Below are 24,100 nucleotides of genomic sequence, written 5' to 3' on the forward strand. Positions count from 1 at the left end.
AGGGTTTTCTAAGGAGTGTTCATCGGTGGCGATAACCATCAATACCAATACAGCTGCATTGACCGCACAGCGACATCTGACTAAAGCCAGTGATCTGCTCGGCCAGTCGCTCGAGCGCTTGTCATCGGGTAAGCGAATAAACAGCGCCAAAGACGACGCTGCCGGCTTACAAGTGGCAAATCGATTAGCAACCCAGATGGGAGGCTTAGACGTGGCGGTACGCAATGCCAATGACGGCATTTCCATTATGCAAACAGCAGAAGGAGCGATGCAAGAAACCACCGCCTTGCTTCAGCGAATGCGCGACTTGTCGTTACAATCGGCCAACGGTTCAAATTCGGCCTCTGAACGTCAAGCGCTTAATCAAGAATACCGAGCCCTTAATGATGAGTTAAACCGAATTGCCGAAACGACCTCGTTTGCGGGGAAGCGTTTACTCAATGGGCAATTTGGTACCACTTCTTTTCAAATTGGCGCCGGTTCTGGTGAGGCCGTCAGTGTCACTCTGCCCAATATAAAAAGCAATGCACTCGATTTAGGTGGCTTTCACTATCTATCCGCCTTTTCTTTTACTGACCAGTGGCAAGTTGATGCCGCTAACCGGCAACTCAATATTGACTATCTTGACCACAGGGGCGAACCGCAAACCCTGTCTATAGAGGCTAAGGTTGGCGATGACATTGAAGCGTTGGCGACGTATATCAATGGTCGCAGCGACCACCTTTCTGCGTCTGTGAATGAAAATGGCCAGTTGCAGCTGTTTATGGCAGGAAAAGACAGCTCAGGGACATTGTCATTTTCTGGGACCTTAGCCGATGCATTGCAGTTGAATGTGACAGGTTATAAAACCGTTGATACCACGGATATTCTTACCGTGGGGGGAGCACAAGGTGCGGTGTCCGTGTTAGATACGGCCTTGAGTTATATCGATAGTCAGCGGGCTTATCTTGGCGCTTACCAAAATCGCTTTACTCATGCGATTAACAATTTAACCCAGAGTAATGAAAACCTTGCCGCGGCCAAAAGTCGAATCGAAGATACGGATTATGGCAAGGAAAGCGCTCAAATGGTCAAACAACAAATATTACAGCAAGCCAGCCTTAGTATTTTAGCGCAAGCAAAGCAGCAGCCAAATCTGGTGTTGGCGTTGTTGAAATAAAAAAGCAAAACTTATCGACTGCCACTGAATTTACTTGAGTATTTTTTTGTTTTTTTGTTGATTTTAGCCGTTTAAAGCTGCTTTTTACGCCAATTGCATTTTTTTTAAAAAAAAGAGTAAAGGTTTTTCCCGCGGTGCCGTTAATGATAATAACTTTGAGAGAACTACTTGGTTTTCCGAGACGTCGGAAACCGCTTTAATCGGAAAATCAATTGGAGAATTCATTATGGCTATTAACGTAAACACCAACGTCGCAGCAATGACAGCACAGCGCTACCTAAACAGCGCAAACAACGCTCAACAACTTTCTATGGAGCGCTTGTCTTCAGGGTTTAAAATCAACAGCGCGAAAGACGATGCGGCAGGTTTACAGATTTCAAACCGTTTAAACTCGCAAAGCCGCGGTTTAGATGTTGCGGTTCGCAATGCAAATGATGGTATTTCGATTGCCCAAACCGCAGAAGGGGCAATGAATGAAACCACCAACGTATTGCAGCGTATGCGTGATTTGTCTTTGCAGTCGGCTAATGGCTCCAACTCGAAAGCGGAACGAGTGGCGATTCAAGAAGAAGTCACGGCCTTAAATGATGAGTTAAACCGAATTGCAGAAACCACGTCTTTTGGTGGTAACAAACTGTTAAATGGTACTTATGGCACTCAAGCCTTCCAAATTGGTGCCGACAGCGGCGAAGCGGTGATGTTGTCTCTTAAAGATATGCGTTCAGACAACAACATGATGGGTGGTTTGGCGTATCAAGCGGGTGAAGGCAAAGATAAAAACTGGACCGTTTCAGGCGATAACAATGATTTGACCATTGAATACACCGACGCCAGTGGCGAAGAGAAAGAACTTAACATCAATGCGAAAACCGGCGACGACATTGAAGAGCTTGCTACTTACATCAATGGTCAAAACGACGATATCAAAGCTTCGGTTGATGAAGAAGGCCGTCTACAACTGTTTGCTGGCAACAATAAGGTCCAAGGTGAGCTTTCATTCTCTGGCGGTTTGGCCGGCGAGTTGGACATGGGTGATGCACAGGCACAAACAGTTAATGACATCAATGTAACCACAGTCGGCGGTGCTCAAGAGTCGGTGGCGATTATTGATTCGGCGCTTAAGTACGTGGATAGTCACCGTGCAGAGCTTGGTGCATTTCAAAACCGCTTTGATCATGCAATCAGCAACTTAGACAATATCAATGAAAATGTGAACGCATCGAAGAGCCGTATTAAAGACACGGACTTTGCCAAAGAAACCACGGCAATGACCAAGTCTCAAATTCTGTCTCAAGCTTCTAGTTCAATTTTAGCTCAAGCGAAACAAGCGCCAAATGCCGCTTTGAGCCTACTCGGTTAAATTAACTCATGGTGAGAGATGAGTGAGTCCAAACCCAACCGCAAGGTTGGGTTTTTTCGTTGTCGCAAATAAATCAAAAAAAGTGCAAAAAAAAGACTAAAGCTTATTTAAGGCCAGTCGTTAAAGAGATTAAGAGAAATGAAAGTCTTTAAGATGAGGTGAGAGACATCTTTAAGGCACAATACCCAGCCAAAGGAGATCTTATATGGCGATTAATGTAAACACCAATGTGTCAGCAATGACGGCGCAGCGTTATCTCAACCAAGCCGCAGACAGTCAGCAAAAATCGATGGAGCGATTGTCTTCGGGTTACAAGATCAACAGCGCAAAAGACGATGCTGCGGGTCTACAAATTTCAAACCGTTTGACATCGCAGAGCAATGGTTTGGATATGGCGGTTAAAAACGCGAACGACGGTATCTCAATTGCGCAAACCGCAGAAGGTGCCATGGACGAAAGCACGACAATCTTACAGCGTATGCGTGATCTGTCATTGCAATCGGCCAACGGTTCGAACTCACATTCTGAGCGGGTTGCCATTCAAGAAGAAGTGACCGCACTGAACGATGAACTAAACCGAATTGCAGAGACGACGTCTTTTGGTGGTAACAAATTGCTTAACGGCACTTACGGTACACAAGCATTCCAAATTGGTGCTGACTCCGGTGAAGCCGTGTCTTTGTCTTTGGGTAACATGCGCTCCGATACTGCGAATATGGGTGGCACATCTTACAAAGCAGAAGAAGGCCAAGCGGCAGATTGGACTGTGGGTGATAACACCGAGTTCACTATGAGTTACACCAACAAGCAAGGTGAAGAAGTCGAGCTATCAATCAACGCCAAACAAGGTGATGATATCGAAGAACTCGCGACCTATATCAATGGTCAAAGCGATGATGTTAAAGCGTCTGTGGATGATGAAGGTCGTTTGCAAGTATTCGCTTCTTCACAGAAAGTCGATGGTGAAGTCGAGTTTGGCGGCGCTTTAGCGGGCGAGTTAGACATGGGTGATGGCCAAAGTGTGACAGTCAAAGACATTGATGTAACCAGTGTGGGTGGTTCGCAAGAAGCGGTCGCTGTCATTGATGGCGCGTTAAAAGCGGTTGATAGCCAACGTGCATCATTAGGTGCCTTCCAAAACCGCTTTAATCACGCGATAAACAACCTAGAAAACATCAATGAAAATGTAAACGCTTCTAAGAGTCGTATTAAAGATACCGACTTTGCTAAAGAAACGACAGCAATGACCAAATCGCAAATCCTGCAGCAGGCCAGTACGTCGATTTTAGCTCAAGCGAAACAATCGCCTTCGGCAGCGTTGAGTTTGTTAGGCTAACTATCGCCTGATAGAGTTGTCTTGAATTTGCTGTTATAAGTATTGAAGACAGCAGAAGGTAGGAGGGAGATAGTTATGGAGATATCATCCAACGCATCGAACATCCAGCCTTATGGCTTAAATAATGGCACTAAAGTTGCTTATGAAAAGAATGGTGCTGCAAACCTTTCGCCACCTGAGGTGAGGGCAAATAGCCAAATAAACAAGGCTGAAGCTACTGACACACTTCACCCGGTTGAAGCTGCCTCCGAACTTGCTGAAGCAAGGGGGCAGATCAACAAAGAGCAGCGTGAAAAAATGGTTGAAAAAATGAATGAGTTTATTTCAAACATCAATCGTGGCGTTGCTTTTAAAGTAGATGAAGACTCAGGTCGAGATATTGTGACGATTTACGAGACCAAAACTGGTGATGTCATTCGTCAAATACCCGATAAGGAAATGTTAGAAACGTTGAATCGATTAGCCGATTATAGCGCTAACACAGGCTTGTTAGATGATACCGTTTAGTGAACACGAACGCGTATTGCCTAACCAGGCAACAATAGGACCAATGCGCTTGGCAAGTATGGATAATGACAGTGAGACTTTTTAGTTAATCTGTTCTTTGCCATGGTTGTCTTTGCGCATTTGTCTTGTTGTTAGTGTCAGGCCTATACTCAATCGCACAGGTACACGCAAAGGTGGGAGGAATGACATGAGCATAGGCTCGATCGGAATGGCTGGTGGCATGGATGTCAATGCAATGGTAAAAAAAGTGGTGGACGCTGAACGTTTACCCAAGCAGCAGCAAATTGACGCCAGTCGCCAACAAGTTCAATCGAGTATTAGTGCTTATGGCAAGCTGCGTGAGTCGCTTGATACAATGAAAAATCTGATGTCACAATTTCGCCAAGACAAAGCCTTTGCGGTGCGAAAAGTGGATACCAATGATGATACCATTGTCACTGCGACCGCAACCACGGATGCAATTGCCGGTCAATACACAATTGATGTGTTGCAACTGGCTCAAAGTCATAAAGTGGCGTCTCAGGCATTGCCAGAAGACGCCAAGTTTGGCCCGGGGAAAATGACCATTTCCCTTGGCGAGAAAGATTTTTCAATTAATGTTCGCAGTAATACCAAATTGACGGATGTGGTACGGACCATAAACGCCGTGCGCGATAACCCGGGTGTGAGAGCGTCAATCATTAACGACACGCAAGGGCCACGTCTCATTTTATCTTCTAATGTCTCTGGTGAAGATCAACGCATTCGCGTTGATGTGGATGCCAAAGACGATGATCCGCTCCATTATTTTTCATACCATACCATCGCAGAGCGCCAAACTGCTTTAGCCGATGCTCAGCAGCAGGCCAGTGAGTTGTTGTCTTCGGATGGCAACGAAGACGATGAAAAAAACAACGAGCAGCAAGCGGCTGAAAAAATGCGTTCTCTTGACCCGGCAGACAATATACCGGGGTGGACGGAAACCGCATCGGGTACGTTACTCGACTCGTATCAATCTCAAACTGAGTTAGCCCAGCAAAAAGCCCAGATCGAGCAAAAAGTTGCCGAGGAAAAACAAGCGCTTGCCGATCGCGTTGCCCGTGGTGAAATTAGCGCGGAAAAGGCCAGCGATCTTGCCAAAGAGAACTTGTCTGAAGCGGATAAACAAAGGCTAAATGACATTGAATCGTCAAGAGAGGCGTTGAGAAAAGCACAACAATCGGTAAAGAACTACCGCGGCATGGTAGAAGTGCAAGCAGCACAAGACGCCAAAGTTCGCCTTGATGGCGTTGCCGAGTTGTCGAGCAGTAACAATATTATAGAAAATGCCGTTGAAGGGGTCAGTTTAACTCTTAAAGGGGTGAGCAAAGAAGGCCAACCAGGTACTGAAATTGGGGTGGAATACGACCGAAATAGCGTACGAAGCGACATCGAACAATTTGTCGCATCTTATAATCAGTTTTATCAAACGGCGAAAGCGTTAACCGGGGTTAATAGTATCACTGGTGAAAAAGGCCCTTTGAGTGGTGACAGCACAGTAAGAGGCGCAGACTCGCGTTTAAAAAGCGTGTTCTCTACTCAAATAGAACAAGCTCCAGAAGAGATGAAAAGTCTGACTGAACTAGGGGTCACGACGACCCGTCAGGGTACCTTAGAAATTAATTATGCTATGCTTGACCGTCAAATTAACAACCATTTTACTGAGTTAGAAGACTTTTTTGGCGGTCGCAACGGGTTTGCCAAGCGAGTGGAAGACGCGATTCATGGTTTGACTGGAGTGACAGGCTCGATACGAACGCGGGAACAAACACTGACTGAACAAAACCGGCAAATGGCAGATGATCAGACGCGTTTAGATAAACGAATGGAAAGTTTAGAGCAGCGCACTCATGATAAGTTCACCGCCATGCAAGATGCGACCAGTAAAATGCAAGGCCAATTAAGTGCGCTGCAAAATGCATTAGGGTAAAGCATCATGTCGTTATTGTTAGCTAAATTGCGTGACATAGATCACGAGATTTTGGCCATGCTAAAAAATAATTCGATTATAGCTGAAGAAATTCATCAATTAGTCGATACAAGGGATCAGTTATTGCAAGAGTTCATCCTTGAAATCAAGGCGGATGCTCGCTTAGCTCAACACCCAAAAACGATTGAGCTCATGGACATGACAAAGTGTATTACTGAATTTATGAAGGCAGAAACGAAAAAAGCTTCTGACGATTTGAATCGGTTACAATACGGAAAACGCTCGGTCCAGCAATACCAACAGTTTAAATAAGAGGTTTTTATGCGCGGTTCTTTACAAGCTTATAAAAAAGTATCAGTGGATAGTCAGCTTAGTGCAGCATCGCCACACAAAGTGATACAAATGTTGATGGCTGGTGCAATTGAGCGAATTATTCAAGGTAAAGCAGCGATGCTAGCAGGCAATATTTCAGTGAAAGGCGAAAGGTTAGGCAAAGCCTTGGATATTGTTATTGCTTTGCGCGGGTGTTTATCGATGGACGACGGTGGTGATATCGCTCAAAACTTAGATCAGTTATACGAGTTTATGATCACGCAAATTACCAACGCAAACCACAAAAACGATGCACAAGCATTAGACGATGTGGTTGAAATTTTGCGAGAAATAAAATCAGCCTGGGATCAAATCCCTAATGAGTATCACAATTTGACCGCTTCACAAGTGGGAATATAAATATTTTGCGATTCTTCACTTTATGTCACAGTGGTGTAATGTAAAGTTGCCATATTTTGAAATTCCAATAGAATAAAGCCATTAGTTTTAATGGCTTTTTTTATTGTAAGACGCTTTTACTATAGTTTGAGAACATTTCTTATACTAATCTAATGAAGTCTAGGGTTAAGGTGAGCGCAGAGAAAAAGCTTGATAGCGAGACGGACATTGCGTTTTAGTCTTTCTATCCGGGATTTATCTCAATGCCGTTATCGAGTTTTAAAGCGCTTTAGTCACTGACCATTTAGCGAGATTGGTATTCATTAAAGATCATAATTTACCAAGGGCAACATTGTTCATTTATGCAAGGTTTGGCAAAAATACTCATTATTGAAGATGATCCAGAGCAGCGTCTTTATCTCAATCACATTCTTGAATTCATTGGGGAGAATTGTGAGGTTGTCGACAGCCAATCTTGTTATCAAATCGATTGGCAGTACCAGTGGACAGGCTGCATATTAGGGACAATTCACGCCTCAAAAATAGAGGATGTCGTCACTCTTATCGACAACGCAAATCACATCCCGTTATTGTGTTTCCGTCCGGTGCCTGCAGGGGTTTCACAACTGCCCAATTTCATCGGCGAATTAAAATACCCGCTTAATTTCCCTCAATTAAGTGATGCCATTCGCCATTGTCGTGAATTTTTAGGGCGATGTGGCGGCTTAGAGCAAGCCGGTTCGCGTAAAAATACTCTCTTTCGCAGCTTAGTTGGACAAAGTGCCGAAGTCCAACACGTACGCTATTTAATCGAACAGGTTTCGCAAAAAGACGCCAGCGTACTGATTCTCGGTGAATCAGGTACCGGTAAAGAAGTCGTTGCGAGAAACTTGCACTTTCACTCTCAATATCGCGATGGACCCTTTGTGCCGATAAACTGTGGTGCCATTCCTGCTGATCTGTTAGAAAGCGAGTTGTTTGGTCATGAAAAAGGGGCCTTTACTGGGGCTCTAACGACCAGAAAAGGGCGATTTGAATTGGCAGAGGGCGGCACCATTTTCCTTGATGAAATTGGTGATATGCCGATGCAGATGCAAGTAAAACTGCTGCGGGTATTGCAAGAGCGAAGTTTTGAGCGCGTGGGCGGTAATGAGACGATCAAGGTTAATGTTCGTTTAGTGGCGGCAACACATCGCGACTTAGAACAAATGATCGAGCAAGAGAAGTTTCGCGAAGATCTATTTTATCGCCTAAATGTGTTTCCGATTGAAATGCCATCATTAAAGGCGCGTAAAGAAGACATTCCTTTGCTGATCCAAGAGCTAACGACCCGTTTAGAGTCTCAAGGGGCAGCGCCAGTTTGCTTCACTTTGCGGGCGATAAATTCATTGCAAGAGCACCATTGGCCGGGCAATGTAAGAGAGCTTGCCAATTTGGTTGAAAGAATGATGATCTTGTATCCCAACATGTTAATTGACGTCAACCATCTACCCACGAAATATCGCTACTCTGATATTCCTGAATTTCAGCCAGAAGAGCATTCTCAAGTGACCGTCAGCGAATTAGAACGCGATGCGCTCGACGATATTTTTTCTGAAGACTTTTGTTTTGAGGAAGCAGAGAGTGATAGCACCGTCTCCATGTTACCTGCAGAAGGAGTGAACTTGAAAGAGATGCTCGCCAAGTTAGAAGTGGATATGATCAATCAAGCTCTTGATGCCCAAGAGGGCGTAGTGGCTAGAGCCGCGGACATGTTAGGCATGCGAAGAACGACGCTAGTGGAAAAGATGAAAAAATACCAAATGCAGCGGTAGTTGATATTGTCAAAAAAACGACTGTTCATAACTTATTGATAAATATAAAAAATAGCTTGGCGTGTAAATTGCATGTCAAGCTATTGTTGTTTTTCTGTCATAGACAAAAGGTATCAGTATTCGATGAGTGAGCAAGCCTATATTGATAGCTTGGAATCCCAAGTCTCTCGTTATCAGCAAGTCCTCGATGTCATGCCAGCAGGGGTCATCTTGCTGGATACTCAGGGTGAAGTACAAGAAGCAAACCCAGAAGCGCAAAGATTACTTGGGGTTCAGTTAATCGGTGAAAAGTGGTTTTCTGTAATTCAAGCGGCCTTTGATCCCCGAGAAGACGACGGCCATGAAGTGTCACTAAAAAATGGCCGTAAGGTAAAGTTAGCCATCTCGGCTTCGCCGACGGGTCAGTTGATCTTAATCACCGATTTGACGGAAACGCGACTGCTTCAATCCAGAGTCAGTGATTTACAACGCTTGTCCTCTTTAGGCAGAATGGTCGCCTCATTGGCACATCAAGTGAGAACGCCTTTGTCTAGCGCTATGCTCTATGCCTCAAATTTGGCGTCGAAAACGTTAAATAGCGAGATGAGACAACGCTTTCAAACTAAACTTATCGATAGATTGAATGACTTAGAAAAACAAGTGAATGATATGTTGTTGTTTGCCAAAGGGGGCGATAACAAAGTAATACGACCTTTCACTTTAGGCGAGTTGATCAGCGAATACCGACCTATGGTAGAAACCGCGTTAAAGAATCATCAGGTGGATTATTACGAAGAAATAGAGGCGCAAGAGACGCAATTAGTGGGAAATGCCAATGCAATCGCTTCTGCGCTGAGTAATTTGATTATGAATGCCATTCAAATCGTCGGTAAAGAGGCACAAATAGAAGTGTTTTTTCGCCCAGTAAAAGGTGAACTGAAAATATCGGTGCAAGACAATGGCCCCGGTATTGCCCCAGAGATTAAAGATAAAATCCTTGAACCTTTCTTTACCACTCGCTCTCAAGGGACGGGGTTAGGCCTTGCTGTCGTGCAAATGGTTTGCCGAGCTCATGATGGTCGGTTAGAGATTGAGTCACACGCTGAAGAGGGGGCTTGTTTTACAATGTGTATACCCTTGCAAACCGAATTAGCGGCAAATTCATCGGCCCCAAATTTGGCGACAATGGATAAAGGAGAGAAATAAACATGGCTCAAAATACAGTATTGATCGTTGAAGACGATGAAGGCTTGCGTGAGGCCTTAGTAGATACCTTAATGATAGCAGGTTATCAATGGATTGAAGCTGACAGTGCTGAGAGTGCGTTGTTGCAATTAAAAAAACACAGTGTCGACATCGTGATTACCGATGTACAAATGGCCGGTATGGGGGGATTAGCCCTGTTGAGAACGATTAAACAACACTGGCCAAATTTGCCCGTCTTGCTTATGACGGCTTACGCCAATATCGAGGATGCTGTCGCGGCAATGAAAGAAGGCGCGATTGATTACATGGCCAAACCGTTCGCGCCGGAAGTGTTACTGAATATGGTCAGTCGATATGTACCAGCGCAAAGTGCAGAAAATAGCGAAACCGTTGTGGCCGATGAGCAGAGTATTAAGCTACTTAAACTTGCCGACAAAGTCGCGAAAACCGATGCCAGTGTTATGGTGTTAGGGCCAAGTGGTTCGGGCAAAGAGGTGCTGTCGCGTTACATTCACAATGCCTCTTTGCGCAGTGATGGCCCTTTTGTTGCGATTAATTGCGCGGCGATCCCCGATAACATGCTAGAGGCCACCTTGTTTGGTTATGAAAAAGGCGCCTTTACCGGTGCGGTGCAGGCGTGTCCTGGCAAGTTTGAGCAAGCGCAAGGCGGTACTATTTTACTCGATGAAATCAGTGAGATGGATTTAAATCTACAAGCTAAGCTTTTAAGAGTGCTGCAAGAGCGAGAAGTGGAGCGACTAGGCAGTCGCAAAAGTATTCAACTCGATGTCAGGGTATTAGCAACCAGTAATCGCGACCTAAAGTCATTTGTGCAAGAAGGGCACTTTCGCGAAGACTTGTATTATCGATTGAACGTTTTTCCAATTGCTTGGCCGGCTCTAAAAGATCGCCCTGGTGATATTGAGCCTTTGGCGAATCATTTGTTGTCGCGTCATTGCAGCAAAAGTGGTATGCCGGTGCCAAAACTCGGTCAAGATGCGCTTAAGAAGTTACTGGCACACCCTTGGCCTGGCAATGTGCGCGAGTTAGATAATGTTATCCAACGCGCCCTTATTTTGGCTGAATCTGATTGTATCGATGCCGGTAGTATCTTGCTTGAAGGATTGGACTGGCAGCAATTTGGCGAGCCAGAAAAAGCGAGTAGCGATGCGATCAGTCAGTCGTTATTAGCCACGCCGCCCACTCCGTTAGAAGAATCAAAATCGAGTGAGAACTTGGGCAGCGAACTGCGCGAGCAAGAATACGCCATCATTCTTGAAACCTTAGTGGCTTGTGACGGCCGCAGAAAAGAAATGGCTGAGAAATTAGGTATTAGTCCCAGAACTTTGCGCTATAAATTGGCAAAAATGCGTGATGCTGGTATAGAATTTCCAGGCTAAGTAATAACGGTATATATTTTGCTTGTGTTAATTATTCAGACGGCCAAATAATGGCGACGTCAAAAAGATGACAACGAGGTCCATGATGAAAGTTGATGGTTTAAGCAATGAAATGCAAGTCATGATGCTACAAGCAACGAATTCTAATCCTATTGCAACCGGGGCCAGTGTTGGTCAAGATTTTGGCAATTTATTGTCAAAAGCCATTAATAATGTCAATGCATTGCAAAAAACATCGGGTAGTTTGCAAACTCGATTTGACAGCGGTGATCAAAGCGTTTCCCTTTCGGATGTCATGATTGCCCGTAACAAAGCTTCCGTGGCCTTTGACGCTACAGTTCAGGTCCGTAATAAATTGGTTGAGGCCTATAAGGATCTCATGAACATGCCAATTTAATTTAAGGTGTAAGAGTGGCAGAAGAAAAATCGACTGATCTTTCATTGGCGCAAGGTGACAGTGCGGCGTTAATGACAACAGATGATCTCAATTCAAATAACGCAAATGCAGAGCTTGATGAGCGAAGCAGTTCAAAATTCGATTTTGCCGTAGGGGATTTAGACCTTCTTCGTCAAGTGGTTTTGGTTCTGTCTATCTCCATTTGTGTTGCTTTAATTGTCATGCTTTTCTTTTGGGTGAAAGAGCCTGAAATGCGTCCTTTGGGCGTGTATGAAACGCAAGAATTAATTCCGATCCTCGATCATTTAGATCAACAAAAAATCGATTACAAACTCGATGGCAACACGATTTTAGTGGAGACCAATGAGTTTAATAGTATCAAGCTTGATATGGTGCGCGCCGGACTCAATGGCCAGACAGCCCAGGGCGATGACATTTTGCTCAACGATATGGGCTTTGGCGTTTCCCAGCGACTCGAGCAAGAAAGGCTTAAGCTGAGCAGAGAGCGACAGCTGGCGCAAGCGATTGAGGAAATGAAGCAAGTTCGCAAAGCGCGTGTCTTATTGGCTTTGCCCAAACAAAGTGTGTTTGTTCGTCACAACCAAGAAGCGTCAGCCTCGGTCTTTTTAACTTTAGCGACGGGAGCTAACTTAAAGCAACAAGAAATTGATTCGATTGTCGACATGGTCTCTAGCGCGGTTCCCGGCATGAAAAACTCTCGAGTCACGGTGACCGACCAACACGGCCGGTTACTCAACTCAGGGTCAGAAGATCCGACGTCGGCCGCTCGTCGCAAAGAGCAAGAGCTAGAAAGAAGTCAAGAGCAAGCACTACGAGAGAAAATTGACTCGGTACTGATCCCAATTTTAGGGCTGGGTAACTATACCGCTCAAGTCGATATACAAATGGACTTTACCACTCAAGAACAGACCCAAAAAACCTTCAACCCAGACAGCCAAGCAACGCGAAGCGAGTATGCGCTCGAAGATTACAGCAACGGCAGTGGCGTTGGTGGTGTGCCGGGAGCGTTGAGCAATCAACCACCTGCCGATGCTTCTATTCCGCAAGATGTCGCGCAAATGAAAGACGGTATCGGCAGCGGTCAAGGCTCGGTGCGCAAAGAGTCGACCAAAAACTTTGAAGTTGATACGACCATTCGTCATCAGCGTAAACAAAGTGGCGTATTAGCGCGCCAGACGGTTGCGGTTGCGATTAAGGAAGCGAAATCGGTTAATCCCGATACGGGCGAGGTGACTTACACACCATTGAGCGAGCTACAACTCAATTCGATTCGCCAGGTTTTGATTGGGGCGATAGGCTATGATCAGAATCGCGGCGACTTACTCAATGTACTCAGTGTGCAATTTGCCGAGCCCGAAGTTGCCCAAGCACAAGATGTGCCGATTTGGGATCACCCACAGTTTGGTGACTGGGTGAGATGGTTGGCAAGTGCTTTGGTTATCATTGTGATTGTGTTGGTGTTGATTCGCCCTGCGATGAAAAAACTGCTTAACCCAACTCAAGATAATGATGACACACTCTATGGCCCTGATGGTTTACCACTTGGAGAAGATGGAGAGACGAGTCTTATCGGTAGTGATATTGAAAGCAGTGAGCTTTTCGAGTTTGGGTCGAGTATTGATCTGCCAAACCTTCACAAGGATGAAGATGTGTTGAAAGCGGTGCGAGCCTTGGTTGCTAATGAGCCAGAACTCGCCGCCCAAGTGGTTAAAAATTGGATGTTGAATTAATGGCGAATGACATTGTAAAGCAAGACGAGCAAGCTGCGGCTGATGCAGTATCAACGGTGGACATTTCAACCGTTAGCGGCGAAGAGCGGGCGGCGATTCTCTTACTGAGCCTCAATGAACAAGACGCTGCCGGTATTATTCGTCACCTAGAGCCTAAGCAGGTTCAGCGCGTTGGTAGTGCCATGGCACGAGCGAAAGATCTCAGTCAGGATAAAGTGACCGCCGTGCATCGAGCATTTTTGGAAGATATTCAAAAATATACCAACATCGGTATGGACAGCGAAGGCTTTATGCGCAACACCCTGATTGCGGCATTAGGGGAAGACAAAGCCAATAACTTAGTCGATCAAATTCTGCTCGGCACTGGGTCTAAGGGGTTGGATTCACTCAAATGGATGGATCCAAGGCAAGTGGCCAGTATCATCATTAACGAACACCCTCAGATCCAAACCATTGTTCTTTCTTACTTAGAGTCGGATCAGTCGGCGGAAATTTTGTCACAATTCCCCGAACGAGTTCGACTGGATTTAATGATGCGAATTGCCAATCTAGAAGAAGTGCAACCTTCGGCATTGGCTGAGTTAAATGAAATTATGGAAAAACAATTTGCTGGCCAAGCTGGGGCACAAGCGGCAAAAATTGGTGGTTTGAAAGCCGCAGCAGAAATCATGAACTATATGGATAATAGTGTCGAAGGCATACTGATGGAGCAAATGCGTGAGCAAGATGAAGACATGGCCACGCAAATTCAGGACCTGATGTTCGTATTTGAAAACTTAGCCGAAGTCGACGATCAGGGCATACAAAAGCTGTTGCGCGATGTTCCTCAAGACGTGCTACAGCGAGCATTAAAAGGCGCAGACGAAACCCTGAGAGAGAAAGTGTTTAAAAACATGTCTAAACGCGCAGCGGATATGATGCGCGATGACATTGAAGCCATGCCCCCTGTTCGCGTTGCTGATGTTGAGTCGGCGCAAAAAGAAATTTTGGGCATTGCTCGCAAACTGGCCGACAGTGGTGAAATCATGCTTTCCGGTGGCGGAGATGAGTTCTTGTAACTTTTTTGTACAAGATACAAAAGTGTTCAGATAAGGATAAATAATGTCGAGAAAACGAGGCTTTATTCGCCCTGATAACCATGATGATTTAGAGCAATCTGCCACCGCTTGGGGGTTGCCAGATTACGGCGCCGGTCAGCAAACTCGCGCCCGAGAGACGGCCTTAAACTACGACCCAAGTTGGGCGCCTGCTGATCCTAGTCCTGTTGAAGAGCCGGTGTTGGAATTAACCGAAGAGCAGATTGAACTTATCAAGCAAGGAGCCTATCAAGAAGGCTTGCACCAAGGGCAAGAAGCTGGGTTTAACCAAGGCTTTGAAAAAGGTAAGGAACAGGGGCATCACCAAGGCTTAGAGGAAGGACGTGAACAGGGTTACCAAGACGGGCTTGAGCAAGCGCAAGAGCAGATCAATCAAACGGTTGACGCCTTTACGGCTTTGGCAGATCAGTTCAGTCAGCCACTGGCTCTAATGAATCAACAAGTGGAAAAACAACTGATTGAGATGGTACTCATGCTGGTAAAAGAAGTGGTGCACGTAGAGGCGACGTGCAATCCGCAAGTGATTCTTGAAGCGGTAAAAGAGGCGTGTGACGTATTGCCTATTACGGGCCATGAGATTCAATTGAGTCTCAACCCTGAAGATGCCGAGTTGGTAAGACAACACTACGATACTCAGCAACAAGCGCAAAAACATTGGCAATTAAACGATGAGCCGGCGTTAAAGCGCGGTGATGTGCAAATTCAGCTTGGCGATTCACACATTGAATACAAGATGGAAGATCGCATTCGTCAAGTGTTAAAAAACTTTTGTGAAACAAACCAGTTCCAGGATCAGAGTTGATGCTGGCTCTAGAAGAACGTCTCAAGCAATATAAAACCAAGGGCCTTACCACGCGCCCAGTGGTCTCTGGGAAATTGGTGCGCGTGATTGGTCTCACGTTAGAGGCCACCGGATGTCGAGCCCCTATTGGTAGTGTGTGCTTGGTTGAAACCATGCACGGTCAAATGGAAGCCGAAGTCGTGGGTTTTTCTGGTGAGAGCTTGTTTCTCATGCCCAGCGATCAAATTCAAGGTATTTTGCCCGGGGCGAAAGTGACGCCACTGACTCATGATTCAGGCATTCCTGTCGGGATGGGATTACTCGGTCGTGTGGTTGATGGCAGCGGTGAGCCGCTTGATGGTCTTGGCGCTATTTTTTGTGAAAACAAAGCGAGTTTTAATGCGAAGCCGATTAACCCCCTTGCCCGAAAACCCATTACTGAGCCTTTGGACGTCGGGCTTAAAGCCATCAATGGTTTATTGACCGTGGGTAAAGGGCAGCGGATTGGGCTTTTTGCCGGCTCTGGCGTCGGTAAGTCGGTGACTCTAGGCATGATGACGCGAGGGACCACTGCTCAAGTCGTGGTGGTTGGTCTGATTGGTGAGCGTGGGCGAGAGGTAAAAGAATTTATCGAAGAAATTTTAGGCGTTGATGGGCGAGAAAGAGCGGTTGTGGTTGCCGCGCCTGCAGACGCTTCTCCTCTCATGCGTTTGAAAGGATGTCAAACCGCGTTAACTATCGCTGAATACTTTCGCGATCAATGTCTTGATGTGTTACTGCTGCTCGATTCTTTGACGCGATACGCGCAAGCACAACGAGAGATCGCATTATCGGTTGGTGAGCCGCCAGCGACCAAAGGTTATCCGCCGTCTGTTTTTGCCAAGTTGCCCGCCTTGGTTGAGCGCGCTGGCAACGGCAGTGAAAATCAAGGTTCGATCACCGCATTTTTCACGGTATTGACCGAAGGCGATGATTTACAAGATCCGATTGCGGATGCTTCGAGAGCCATCTTAGATGGGCACATTGTGCTATCGCGTGAAATGGCTGATGCGGGTCATTATCCTGCCATCGATGTTGAAAAGTCCGTGAGCCGAGTTATGCCGCAAATTACCACCGATGAGCACATGTTGATGTCTAAAGCAGTGCGCCAGGTGCTGTCAATATGTCGTAAAAACCAAGACTTAGTCTCAATTGGCGCCTACAAGCCAGGGACGGATCCCGCGATCGACAGTGCGTTTACGCTCAAGCCCAAACTGGACGGTTTCTTACAGCAGCAAATGAAAGAGTCGGTGCCATACGATATGTGTATCAATATGTTAAAAAGCATTTTGAGCGGGTGATGAGGAATGGAAAACGCACTGGATTTTTTAATTGAGCAAGCGCAGTCGAAAGAAAAATCGGCAATCAATGCCATTGCTCAAGCTCGCGCTGAACTCGACAATTATTATCAGCAAGTGGCTCAAATCGAACAATATCGCTTAGATTACTGTCAACAATTAGTGGAAAAAGGCCAATCGGGATTAACGGCAAGTCAATTTATGCATCTCAACCGCTTTTTAACTCAACTTGATGACACGTTAACGAAGCAAAAACAAGCGGAAACCCACTTTAAGCAGCAAGTGGAGTCTGCTCAGCAACACTGGCATCAAGTTCGTCAGCAGCGACGTTCTTATGAAGTGTTACTTGAGAAAAAAGCGCAGGAAAAGAAAAAACAAGAGCAAAAGAAGGAGCAAAAATTGATGGATGAATTTGCTTCCTTGTCGTATCGAAAAACGCTTTTCTAGTTATGGCGTGATTATTGCTAACATCATTATTATTTACTTGGTTAATGATGACTGAGTTAAACCAAAGTTGCTTAGGTGAGCTATTGACTTAAGTGACCAACAAGTCGCTAGTTAACCGCTGTAACCGTGAGCGTGTTGTTGAAAGTGTCGAGCTGTATTTCACAAAGTACCTCTCCATGTATTAGTGATGATGCCTGTATTTTCTTGTTTTTGTTGAGACAAAGCCTATGAATGTATCTTTATCCCCCTCTGCTAAGCCTGCGAAAGAGCCCTCTATTGGTCAAGGTGACCGTGAAATTGCCTCGCTGAGCAACAGCGAAAAACACCAGTTTCAAGGCGTATTTAACGAAGCAATAGAAGCGCAATCAAGCGAAAAAAAAGCGAAGCAGCCAGGGCACCTAGCTGAAGCGACAACAGGGGGATCCAAGCCTTCTGCTGAGCTAAACGCGGATACGACTCATAGCCAGCAGTCAACGTCACTGCTGGAGTCGTCTGAGTCTGAACAAGAAAACAGCCTAGTGTTGCCATCGGCACCGGTCTCTGAAGGCGGTGGTGAGGAAGACGAGGCGGATTCAGTTTTGACAGAAGTCAACACAGCATCAAAATCGACCAGCTCAGTTGCTTTTGAAGGCAAAGTCATTGCGGGTACTCAAGCACTTTCAACCGCCCCTGTTCATCGCACCGCCGATGAAAAGACGAAGACTGCCGCTCAGTCTGATGAGGTGGTAGGTGCAGAGACGGAAGCACAATACAGTCAGGTTTCTCCTTTTCTTGACCGCCACGCTGCCAAAAGTGACTCAGTCGACAACGACGCACAGCACGTTATCCAAACAGTGAACGAGGCGAAACAACCTGAGGGTTTCGTTAATGACACCGCAGGCACCCAAGCACAAAAAGACGCACCAAAAGACGCACAAACAATTGAAGTAGAAACAAATTTTCAGGCTTCGTCTGGGGCTCGTTTATCACAAGAGACCCACAGTCAGCCGATTGTTGAAACAAGCAAGCCACTTGACTCTAGCGCCCTTACCAGCGTCCCTATTGATGAACAAGTGAAAATGCAAGCCGAGCAAACCATGAGTGATGGGCAAACGCTATTACAAAGGCTAAACCAATACCATCAAGCGCTCTTTGACAAAAGCGGCAAAGATTTGCCACTAACGCAAAACGGCGATGATATTGTGAGCCAAATGCCGAGTCTTCGTACGACTCACGAAGAGGGGCCGATAAGCACGCCATCCCTGGCATTTGTTGAACCAATGACTAAGCTCAATGCAGAAATACCCAATGGCGAAGATGGGATTGATTGGAGCGACTCGTTGTCGGATGAAGTGGCCTTAGCGGCACAATGGCATGCGCCGACAGACGAGCCAACTGGTGACCTTGATAGCAAAGCGGTGACAGAAACACTGCGTTCAAGTTCACCCAACCAACCGCTAAACCATGATGATCAACTGGCGCTTGAACTTACCCATCTGTTGATGCAAAGCGCGTCAGATAAGACAGAGATTCCTCGCGAGCAGGCCGATGCGGCATTAGATAAGGTCGCTCAGTCTTTGGCACAAGGTCAAGCGGTATCACCGACGCAGCAGCAATTACTGCAAGCCTTGGTTCATTCTCCGTTAGTACAGCCCGACCAAGTCGCGGTTGCTGAGCAGTTATTGTCTCAAACATTGATGGCGCAAACGGACGTGCGACCCTCTGTCATGGGCGCCGTTTCTGCTGATGAATTACCGGTGCCAGTGAGTACATCACCATCCCCACTCTCGCAAGTAAAGTCAGCACCGTCTGTGCCACAAGTGGGGGGGGACCTGGGTGTGGACAAGGGTGAATCTGCGCCTATGAGCAACGAAAAAATGCTCAATGAGTTTATCGCGCAAAGAGCAGCAGTCAACAGCCAAGGCACAGACAATGACCGAACTGTGCTCAAGCGTCAACGAACACAGATGATGAACGAATTGTCTTCTGTGACTGGCGCCGAGCACAAATCTGCGGCTGGCACGGTATCAGCAGGATATTCTTCTAGTAACCAAGGCTTATCAGCAACGCCGACATCGAGTATGGCACCGATGAGAACGGATTTCACCGCGATGAATATGACTCGAGAGTTGGCTCATGATCAACTGAACGAAAAAGTTCAGATGATGATGGCGAAAAACTTAAAAAGTTTGGACATACGATTAGACCCGCCAGAGCTTGGGCGTTTACATATTCGGATGAATTTACACTCCGATGGCGCTAACGTACACTTTACTGTTGCAACGCCACAGGCGAGAGATATGATTGAACACACCATGCCACGTTTACGCGATATGCTGTCTTCTCAAGGGGTTAGCTTGGGAGAAACCAGCGTGCAGCAGGAGGCCAGACAGCAGTCTAACTCCGGTGGTCTGGCACAAGGTGGCCAGGGCAGTCACAACGAACAAGGCGCTGAAATGGGCGCATTGAATGAGGATGAATCCGTTGTCAATGTGACGTTACCGACATCGGCAAACGGCGTTAGCTTTTACGCATAATCCCTCAGTGTGATGCGCGAATACTTAATGACAATAAAAAGAGAGTACCATGGCTGAAGAACAAGAAGAGACCCCAAAGGGCAAAAGTAAATTAATGCTTATCATCATTATTGCGGTTGTACTATTGCTCGGTGGGGGAGGCGCTGCCTTTTTTTTGCTCGGCGGTGAAGACGACGCCAGTACCGCCCCAGAAGGGGAAGTGGCAAGTCAGGTCACCAAACCGGAAGAGCCCATAGTTTATGTCAATATTCCCCAGCCCTTTATCTTTAATGTGACGGGGGATACACGAGATCGCATGGTGCAAATTAAAGTCCAATTAATGGTGCGTGGCAGTCAGCACGAAGAAGAAGCGCAATACCACTCACCTTTGATCGAAAGTACGTTGTTATCGACTTTTGCGACCGCGACTGTTGAGCAATTGCGTTCAACGACTGGCCGTATTGAATTGAGAGAGCGTGCCACTGATGATGTTAAAGCGGCCTTAGCCAAAGTGATCGGCAGCCCCGTTATCGAAAAGGTGTTGTTTACCGATTTTGTAATCCAATAATAGGTGACATGTGACAGATTTATTAAGCCAAGACGAAATTGACGCGCTATTACATGGCGTAGATGATGTCGAGGAAGAAATAGAAGAAACCAATACCGTTGCCGATGAAAGTGCGGTGAGTTTCGACTTTTCTTCCCAAGACCGTATTGTACGCGGTCGCATGCCGACCTTAGAGCTTATTAATGAGCGCTTTGCTCGCCACATGCGAATCAGCTTGTTCAACATGTTGCGAAAGACAGCTGAAGTGTCAATCAATGGCGTGCAAATGATGAAATTCGGTGAGTACCAAAATACGTTGTATGTGCCTACCAGCTTGAATATGGTGCGATTTCGGCCGTTAAAGGGCACGGCTTTGGTGACGATGGAAGCGCGTTTAGTCTTCATTTTAGTCGAAAACTTTTTTGGTGGTGACGGACGATTTCACGCCAAAATTGAAGGCCGTGAATTTACTCCTACCGAAAGACGCATTATTCAATTGTTGCTCAAAATCGTCTTTGAAGATTATCGCGAAGCCTGGTCACCGGTGATGGGGGTCGAGTTTGAGTACTTAGATTCCGAAGTCAACCCGAGTATGGCGAATATCGTTAGCCCAACCGAAGTGATTGTTGTCAGCTCATTTCATATTGAAGTCGATGGTGGCGGTGGCGACTTTCACATGGTGATGCCTTATTCGATGCTAGAGCCAATTCGCGAGTTGCTCGATGCGGGGGTGCAATCGGATAAGATGGAAACTGATGTGCGTTGGAGCTCAGCACTGCGAGATGAAATCATGGACTGCCAAGTGAACTTTAGGGTCAACTTACTTGAGAAAGACCTGTCTTTAAGGGATTTGATGGAGTTAAGACCTGGCGATGTTATTCCAATCAACATGCCTGAACACGCGGTCATGTTTGTTGAAGAGTTACCGACTTATCGGGTTAAAATGGGGCGCTCTGGCGATAAACTGGCGGTTCAAGTGGCGCAAGAAATCGAGCGGCCCCAAGTTGCTAAGACCGATCTGTCTTTTTTGAGTAAAGACATGATGGCCGAACTTGAAGATAATAACGAAGACGAATAACGATGCTTTGAGGAGCGAAAATGGAACCTAGTGACGATCAAAAATTGGCTGACGAGTGGGCGGCCGCCTTGGGTGAAGATCCTTCGGTGAACAATGACGATGACGTTCAAAGTGCCCCGCTTGAGGATTTAGAGGACAGCGCTTCACCTATCACTGATGACGAGCGTCGAAAGCTCGACACCATAATGGATATTCCGGTCACGATTTCTATGGAAGTGGGGCGTTCAAAAATCAGTATTCGCAACTTGCTACAACTCAATCAAGGCTCGGTTGTCGAACTCGACCGTTTGGCCGGTGAATCCTTGGACGTATTAGTCAACGGGACGCTAATTGCTCATGGTGAGGTGGTGGTCGTCAATGATAAATTTGGTATTCGTTTGACCGATGTCATCAGTCAAACTGAACGAATTAAAAAGCTGCGCTAATGAGTATGTATCGTCTTGCAGGGCTGGTGGTTTCGCTTTGCTTTATCAGCCGACCTTTGATGGCCGCAGAGCAAGGGCAAGGGCCCAGTTTAGAGATTGCTTCAAGTGTGTTGTCGCTGTTACTGGTGATCGCTTTGATTGTCATACTGGCTTGGGGGATTAAACGCTTAAATGGCGGGGGCTTGACTCAGCGTCATGGGCTAAAAATTATTAGTCAACTCCCTGTGGGCACCAAAGAGCGAATTGCGGTTGTTGAAGCTGGCGATGAACAATTTCTCATCGGGGTAACGGCGCAAAATATTCACCTGATAGCCAAGTTGGAACAGCGATTAGAATCCACTGCTGGACCGGCGGCATCCCCGTTTCAGCAGTTGCTGGCAAAGCGAATCAAAACAGATGAAAAATAAAATTCTCAAGACGTGGTTGGGGCTGATTTACACGGCCTTATTGTTGTTTTACAGCACATTTTCTTTTGCTGTGACCGAGGAACAAACCACCACTGTCACCAATGGTAGCGTGTCATCATCGTCGTTTATTAGCAATAGTGGCGTGGGTCAAGTTCAGACCAGTGGTGGTATTCCTGCGCTGACGGTTACCACCAACGACGATGGCAGTGAGGATTACTCAGTTACGCTGCAAATTCTCGCCTTAATGACCATGCTCGGTTTTTTACCGGCCATGGTGATTTTGATGACGTCGTTTACCCGTATTGTGATTGTCATGTCGATTTTGCGCCAAGCGATGGGGCTACAACAAACGCCATCCAACCAAGTGATCATCGGGATTGCTCTGTTCTTGACCTTTTTTATTATGTCTCCGGTGTTTGATCAAATCAATCGCCAAGCGGTACAACCTTATCTCAATGAACAGGTGACGGCCCGCCAGGCATTTGACAATGCTCAAGCGCCGATGAAAGCGTTTATGCTCAAACAAACACGCGTGAAAGATCTCGAAACCTTTGTCAATATGTCAGGGCAAGAGGTCGACACTCCAGAGCAAGTGTCGATGGCCGTGTTGATTCCCGCATTTATTACCTCTGAATTAAAAACGGCATTTCAAATTGGTTTTATGCTTTTCTTGCCTTTTTTGATCATCGATTTAGTGGTGGCCTCTGTGTTGATGGCCATGGGTATGATGATGTTATCGCCAATGATAGTCTCATTGCCTTTCAAATTGATGCTGTTTGTTTTAGTTGACGGTTGGAATTTGATTTTGTCGACCTTGGCTGGCAGTTTTGTCACCTAAGTAAAGAAAGGAGCGTTACATGACCCCTGAGTTATTTGTCGAACTCTTTCGCGACGCATTGTGGATGGTCCTGTTACTGGTCTGCGTGATCATCATCCCGAGTTTGTTAGTGGGCTTGATTGTGGCTGTTTTCCAAGCGGCGACGTCGATTAATGAACAAACTTTAAGCTTTCTACCGCGTTTGGTCGTCACGTTATTGGCGTTAATTTTCTTCGGTCATTGGATGACACAAATGATGATGGAATACTTTTACAGCTTGATTGAGCGAATGCCGCAAGTGTTGTACTGATGGAAGCATTTCCCGCCACTCTGATCCTCGACTGGTTAGCCAACTATTTTTGGCCTTTTACCCGTATTTCGTCAATGCTGATGGTGATGACCGTTACTGGGGCGCGCTTTGTGTCATCTCGCGTTCGCCTTTACCTTAGCCTCGCGATCACATTTGCCGTCATGCCAGCTATTCCCGCGGTGCCTTCTGATATTACTCTGTTGTCTTTTGATGGTTTTTTGATTTTGTTTCAACAAATTATTATTGGCGTCGCAATGGGGATGATCACACAGTTTGTTGTGCAAACTTTTGTGATTCTTGGCCAAATTCTCGGTATGCAGGCCAGTTTGGGTTTTGCTTCTATGGTTGACCCCTCCAATGGACAAAGCACGCCATTACTGGGTCAATTGTTTATGTTATTGACGACCTTGTTTTTTTTGGCAACCGATGGTCACCTCAAAATGATTCAGCTCGTCGTGATGAGTTTTAACACCTTGCCTATTGGTGAGTCGTTAGTGGCTGCTGATTTTCACAATATTGCCAGTTGGCTAGCGGTGATGTTCAAAGTGGCCTTGACCATGTCTTTGTCGGGGATCATCGCGTTGTTAACGATTAACTTATCTTTTGGGGTGATGACCCGCGCTGCGCCCCAGCTCAATATTTTCTCACTGGGTTTTGCTTTTGCGTTGCTGGTTGGCCTATTGTTATGTTGGTATATGATTTCAGGCTTGTATGGTCATTATCAGGTTTTCTGGCAATTTGCTGAGCAAGAAATTTGTCAAATTGCTCGAGTTAACTGTTAAGGGAGGACC

The 24,100-nt window shown here is 46.1% G+C and carries 24 protein-coding genes; all 24 read left to right on the forward strand.

Features of this window, described 5'->3' with window-relative positions; all coding sequences use genetic code 11:
- Window positions 1-25 precede the first annotated feature (25 nt).
- The 24 genes from AB0763_RS04560 to fliR all read left to right on the forward strand — a co-directional run bounded on the left by AB0763_RS04560 (window position 26) and on the right by fliR (window position 24,091).
- Window positions 26-1,159, forward strand: a complete 1,134-nt coding sequence (locus AB0763_RS04560) for a flagellin (RefSeq protein ID WP_306101423.1) — start codon at window positions 26-28, stop codon at window positions 1,157-1,159.
- 226 nt (window positions 1,160-1,385) lie between these two features.
- The gene (locus AB0763_RS04565; protein WP_306101422.1) at window positions 1,386-2,519 is read left to right on the forward strand and encodes a flagellin; all 1,134 of its coding nucleotides are present in this window, start codon (window positions 1,386-1,388) and stop codon (window positions 2,517-2,519) included.
- Between the two features lie 205 nt (window positions 2,520-2,724).
- On the forward strand, window positions 2,725-3,855 hold the full coding sequence (locus AB0763_RS04570) for a flagellin (protein WP_306101421.1): 1,131 nt from the start codon (window positions 2,725-2,727) through the stop codon (window positions 3,853-3,855).
- Window positions 3,856-3,930: 75 nt separating this feature from the next.
- On the forward strand, window positions 3,931-4,362 hold the full coding sequence (gene flaG / locus AB0763_RS04575) for a flagellar protein FlaG (RefSeq protein ID WP_306101420.1): 432 nt from the start codon (window positions 3,931-3,933) through the stop codon (window positions 4,360-4,362).
- Between the two features lie 187 nt (window positions 4,363-4,549).
- The gene (gene fliD, locus AB0763_RS04580) at window positions 4,550-6,310 is read left to right on the forward strand and encodes a flagellar filament capping protein FliD (protein ID WP_306101419.1); all 1,761 of its coding nucleotides are present in this window, start codon (window positions 4,550-4,552) and stop codon (window positions 6,308-6,310) included.
- A gap of 6 nt (window positions 6,311-6,316) precedes the next feature.
- Window positions 6,317-6,622, forward strand: coding sequence for a flagellar protein FliT (locus tag AB0763_RS04585; RefSeq protein WP_306101418.1), 306 nt, complete (start codon window positions 6,317-6,319; stop codon window positions 6,620-6,622).
- A 9-nt stretch (window positions 6,623-6,631) separates the two neighbouring features.
- On the forward strand, window positions 6,632-7,042 hold the full coding sequence (fliS, locus tag AB0763_RS04590; RefSeq protein WP_306101417.1) for a flagellar export chaperone FliS: 411 nt from the start codon (window positions 6,632-6,634) through the stop codon (window positions 7,040-7,042).
- A gap of 341 nt (window positions 7,043-7,383) precedes the next feature.
- Window positions 7,384-8,835 carry a sigma-54 dependent transcriptional regulator gene (locus tag AB0763_RS04595; protein ID WP_306101416.1) on the forward strand — a complete coding sequence of 484 codons (1,452 nt, stop codon included), beginning with the start codon at window positions 7,384-7,386 and terminating at the stop codon, window positions 8,833-8,835.
- A gap of 123 nt (window positions 8,836-8,958) precedes the next feature.
- Window positions 8,959-10,020, forward strand: a complete 1,062-nt coding sequence (locus tag AB0763_RS04600; protein WP_306101415.1) for a PAS domain-containing sensor histidine kinase — start codon at window positions 8,959-8,961, stop codon at window positions 10,018-10,020.
- A 2-nt stretch (window positions 10,021-10,022) separates the two neighbouring features.
- Window positions 10,023-11,420 carry a sigma-54 dependent transcriptional regulator gene (locus AB0763_RS04605; protein WP_306101414.1) on the forward strand — a complete coding sequence of 466 codons (1,398 nt, stop codon included), beginning with the start codon at window positions 10,023-10,025 and terminating at the stop codon, window positions 11,418-11,420.
- 85 nt (window positions 11,421-11,505) lie between these two features.
- Window positions 11,506-11,817 carry a flagellar hook-basal body complex protein FliE gene (gene fliE, locus AB0763_RS04610; protein WP_306101549.1) on the forward strand — a complete coding sequence of 104 codons (312 nt, stop codon included), beginning with the start codon at window positions 11,506-11,508 and terminating at the stop codon, window positions 11,815-11,817.
- Window positions 11,818-11,831: 14 nt separating this feature from the next.
- Window positions 11,832-13,568: a flagellar basal-body MS-ring/collar protein FliF gene (fliF, locus tag AB0763_RS04615; RefSeq protein WP_306101413.1), complete on the forward strand. Its 1,737-nt coding sequence runs from the start codon at window positions 11,832-11,834 to the stop codon at window positions 13,566-13,568.
- The gene (fliG, locus tag AB0763_RS04620) at window positions 13,568-14,626 is read left to right on the forward strand and encodes a flagellar motor switch protein FliG (RefSeq protein WP_306101412.1); all 1,059 of its coding nucleotides are present in this window, start codon (window positions 13,568-13,570) and stop codon (window positions 14,624-14,626) included. Before fliF ends, fliG begins: the two co-directional genes overlap by 1 nt.
- Before the next feature lie 43 nt (window positions 14,627-14,669).
- Complete coding sequence (gene fliH / locus AB0763_RS04625; protein ID WP_306101411.1) at window positions 14,670-15,467, forward strand: flagellar assembly protein FliH; 798 nt, start codon at window positions 14,670-14,672, stop codon at window positions 15,465-15,467.
- Entirely contained in the window at window positions 15,467-16,786 is a 1,320-nt protein-coding gene (fliI, locus tag AB0763_RS04630; RefSeq protein WP_306101410.1) for a flagellar protein export ATPase FliI, read from the forward strand. Before fliH ends, fliI begins: the two co-directional genes overlap by 1 nt.
- Window positions 16,787-16,792: 6 nt before the next feature.
- Window positions 16,793-17,230, forward strand: coding sequence for a flagellar export protein FliJ (gene fliJ, locus AB0763_RS04635; protein ID WP_306101409.1), 438 nt, complete (start codon window positions 16,793-16,795; stop codon window positions 17,228-17,230).
- A gap of 227 nt (window positions 17,231-17,457) precedes the next feature.
- Window positions 17,458-19,746, forward strand: a complete 2,289-nt coding sequence (locus tag AB0763_RS04640; protein WP_306101408.1) for a flagellar hook-length control protein FliK — start codon at window positions 17,458-17,460, stop codon at window positions 19,744-19,746.
- A gap of 49 nt (window positions 19,747-19,795) precedes the next feature.
- Window positions 19,796-20,293, forward strand: coding sequence for a flagellar basal body-associated protein FliL (gene fliL / locus AB0763_RS04645; RefSeq protein ID WP_306101407.1), 498 nt, complete (start codon window positions 19,796-19,798; stop codon window positions 20,291-20,293).
- Window positions 20,294-20,303: 10 nt separating this feature from the next.
- Window positions 20,304-21,350 (forward strand): flagellar motor switch protein FliM, encoded by a 1,047-nt coding sequence (fliM, locus tag AB0763_RS04650; protein WP_306101406.1) that lies wholly within the window; start codon window positions 20,304-20,306, stop codon window positions 21,348-21,350.
- A gap of 20 nt (window positions 21,351-21,370) precedes the next feature.
- On the forward strand, window positions 21,371-21,775 hold the full coding sequence (gene fliN / locus AB0763_RS04655) for a flagellar motor switch protein FliN (RefSeq protein WP_306101405.1): 405 nt from the start codon (window positions 21,371-21,373) through the stop codon (window positions 21,773-21,775).
- Window positions 21,775-22,182, forward strand: coding sequence for a flagellar biosynthetic protein FliO (fliO, locus tag AB0763_RS04660; RefSeq protein WP_306101404.1), 408 nt, complete (start codon window positions 21,775-21,777; stop codon window positions 22,180-22,182). Before fliN ends, fliO begins: the two co-directional genes overlap by 1 nt.
- The gene (fliP, locus tag AB0763_RS04665; RefSeq protein WP_306101403.1) at window positions 22,172-23,020 is read left to right on the forward strand and encodes a flagellar type III secretion system pore protein FliP; all 849 of its coding nucleotides are present in this window, start codon (window positions 22,172-22,174) and stop codon (window positions 23,018-23,020) included. The genes fliO and fliP overlap by 11 nt, the downstream gene beginning before the upstream one ends.
- Window positions 23,021-23,039: 19 nt before the next feature.
- A complete protein-coding gene (fliQ, locus tag AB0763_RS04670) occupies window positions 23,040-23,309 on the forward strand; it encodes a flagellar biosynthesis protein FliQ (protein ID WP_306101402.1) in 270 nt (89 codons plus the stop codon).
- Entirely contained in the window at window positions 23,309-24,091 is a 783-nt protein-coding gene (gene fliR, locus AB0763_RS04675; RefSeq protein WP_306101401.1) for a flagellar biosynthetic protein FliR, read from the forward strand. Before fliQ ends, fliR begins: the two co-directional genes overlap by 1 nt.
- Window positions 24,092-24,100: the final 9 nt, after the last annotated feature.

Origin of the sequence: Vibrio sp. HB236076 (assembly GCF_040957575.1) — a bacterium.
GTDB lineage: Bacteria > Pseudomonadota > Gammaproteobacteria > Enterobacterales > Vibrionaceae > Vibrio.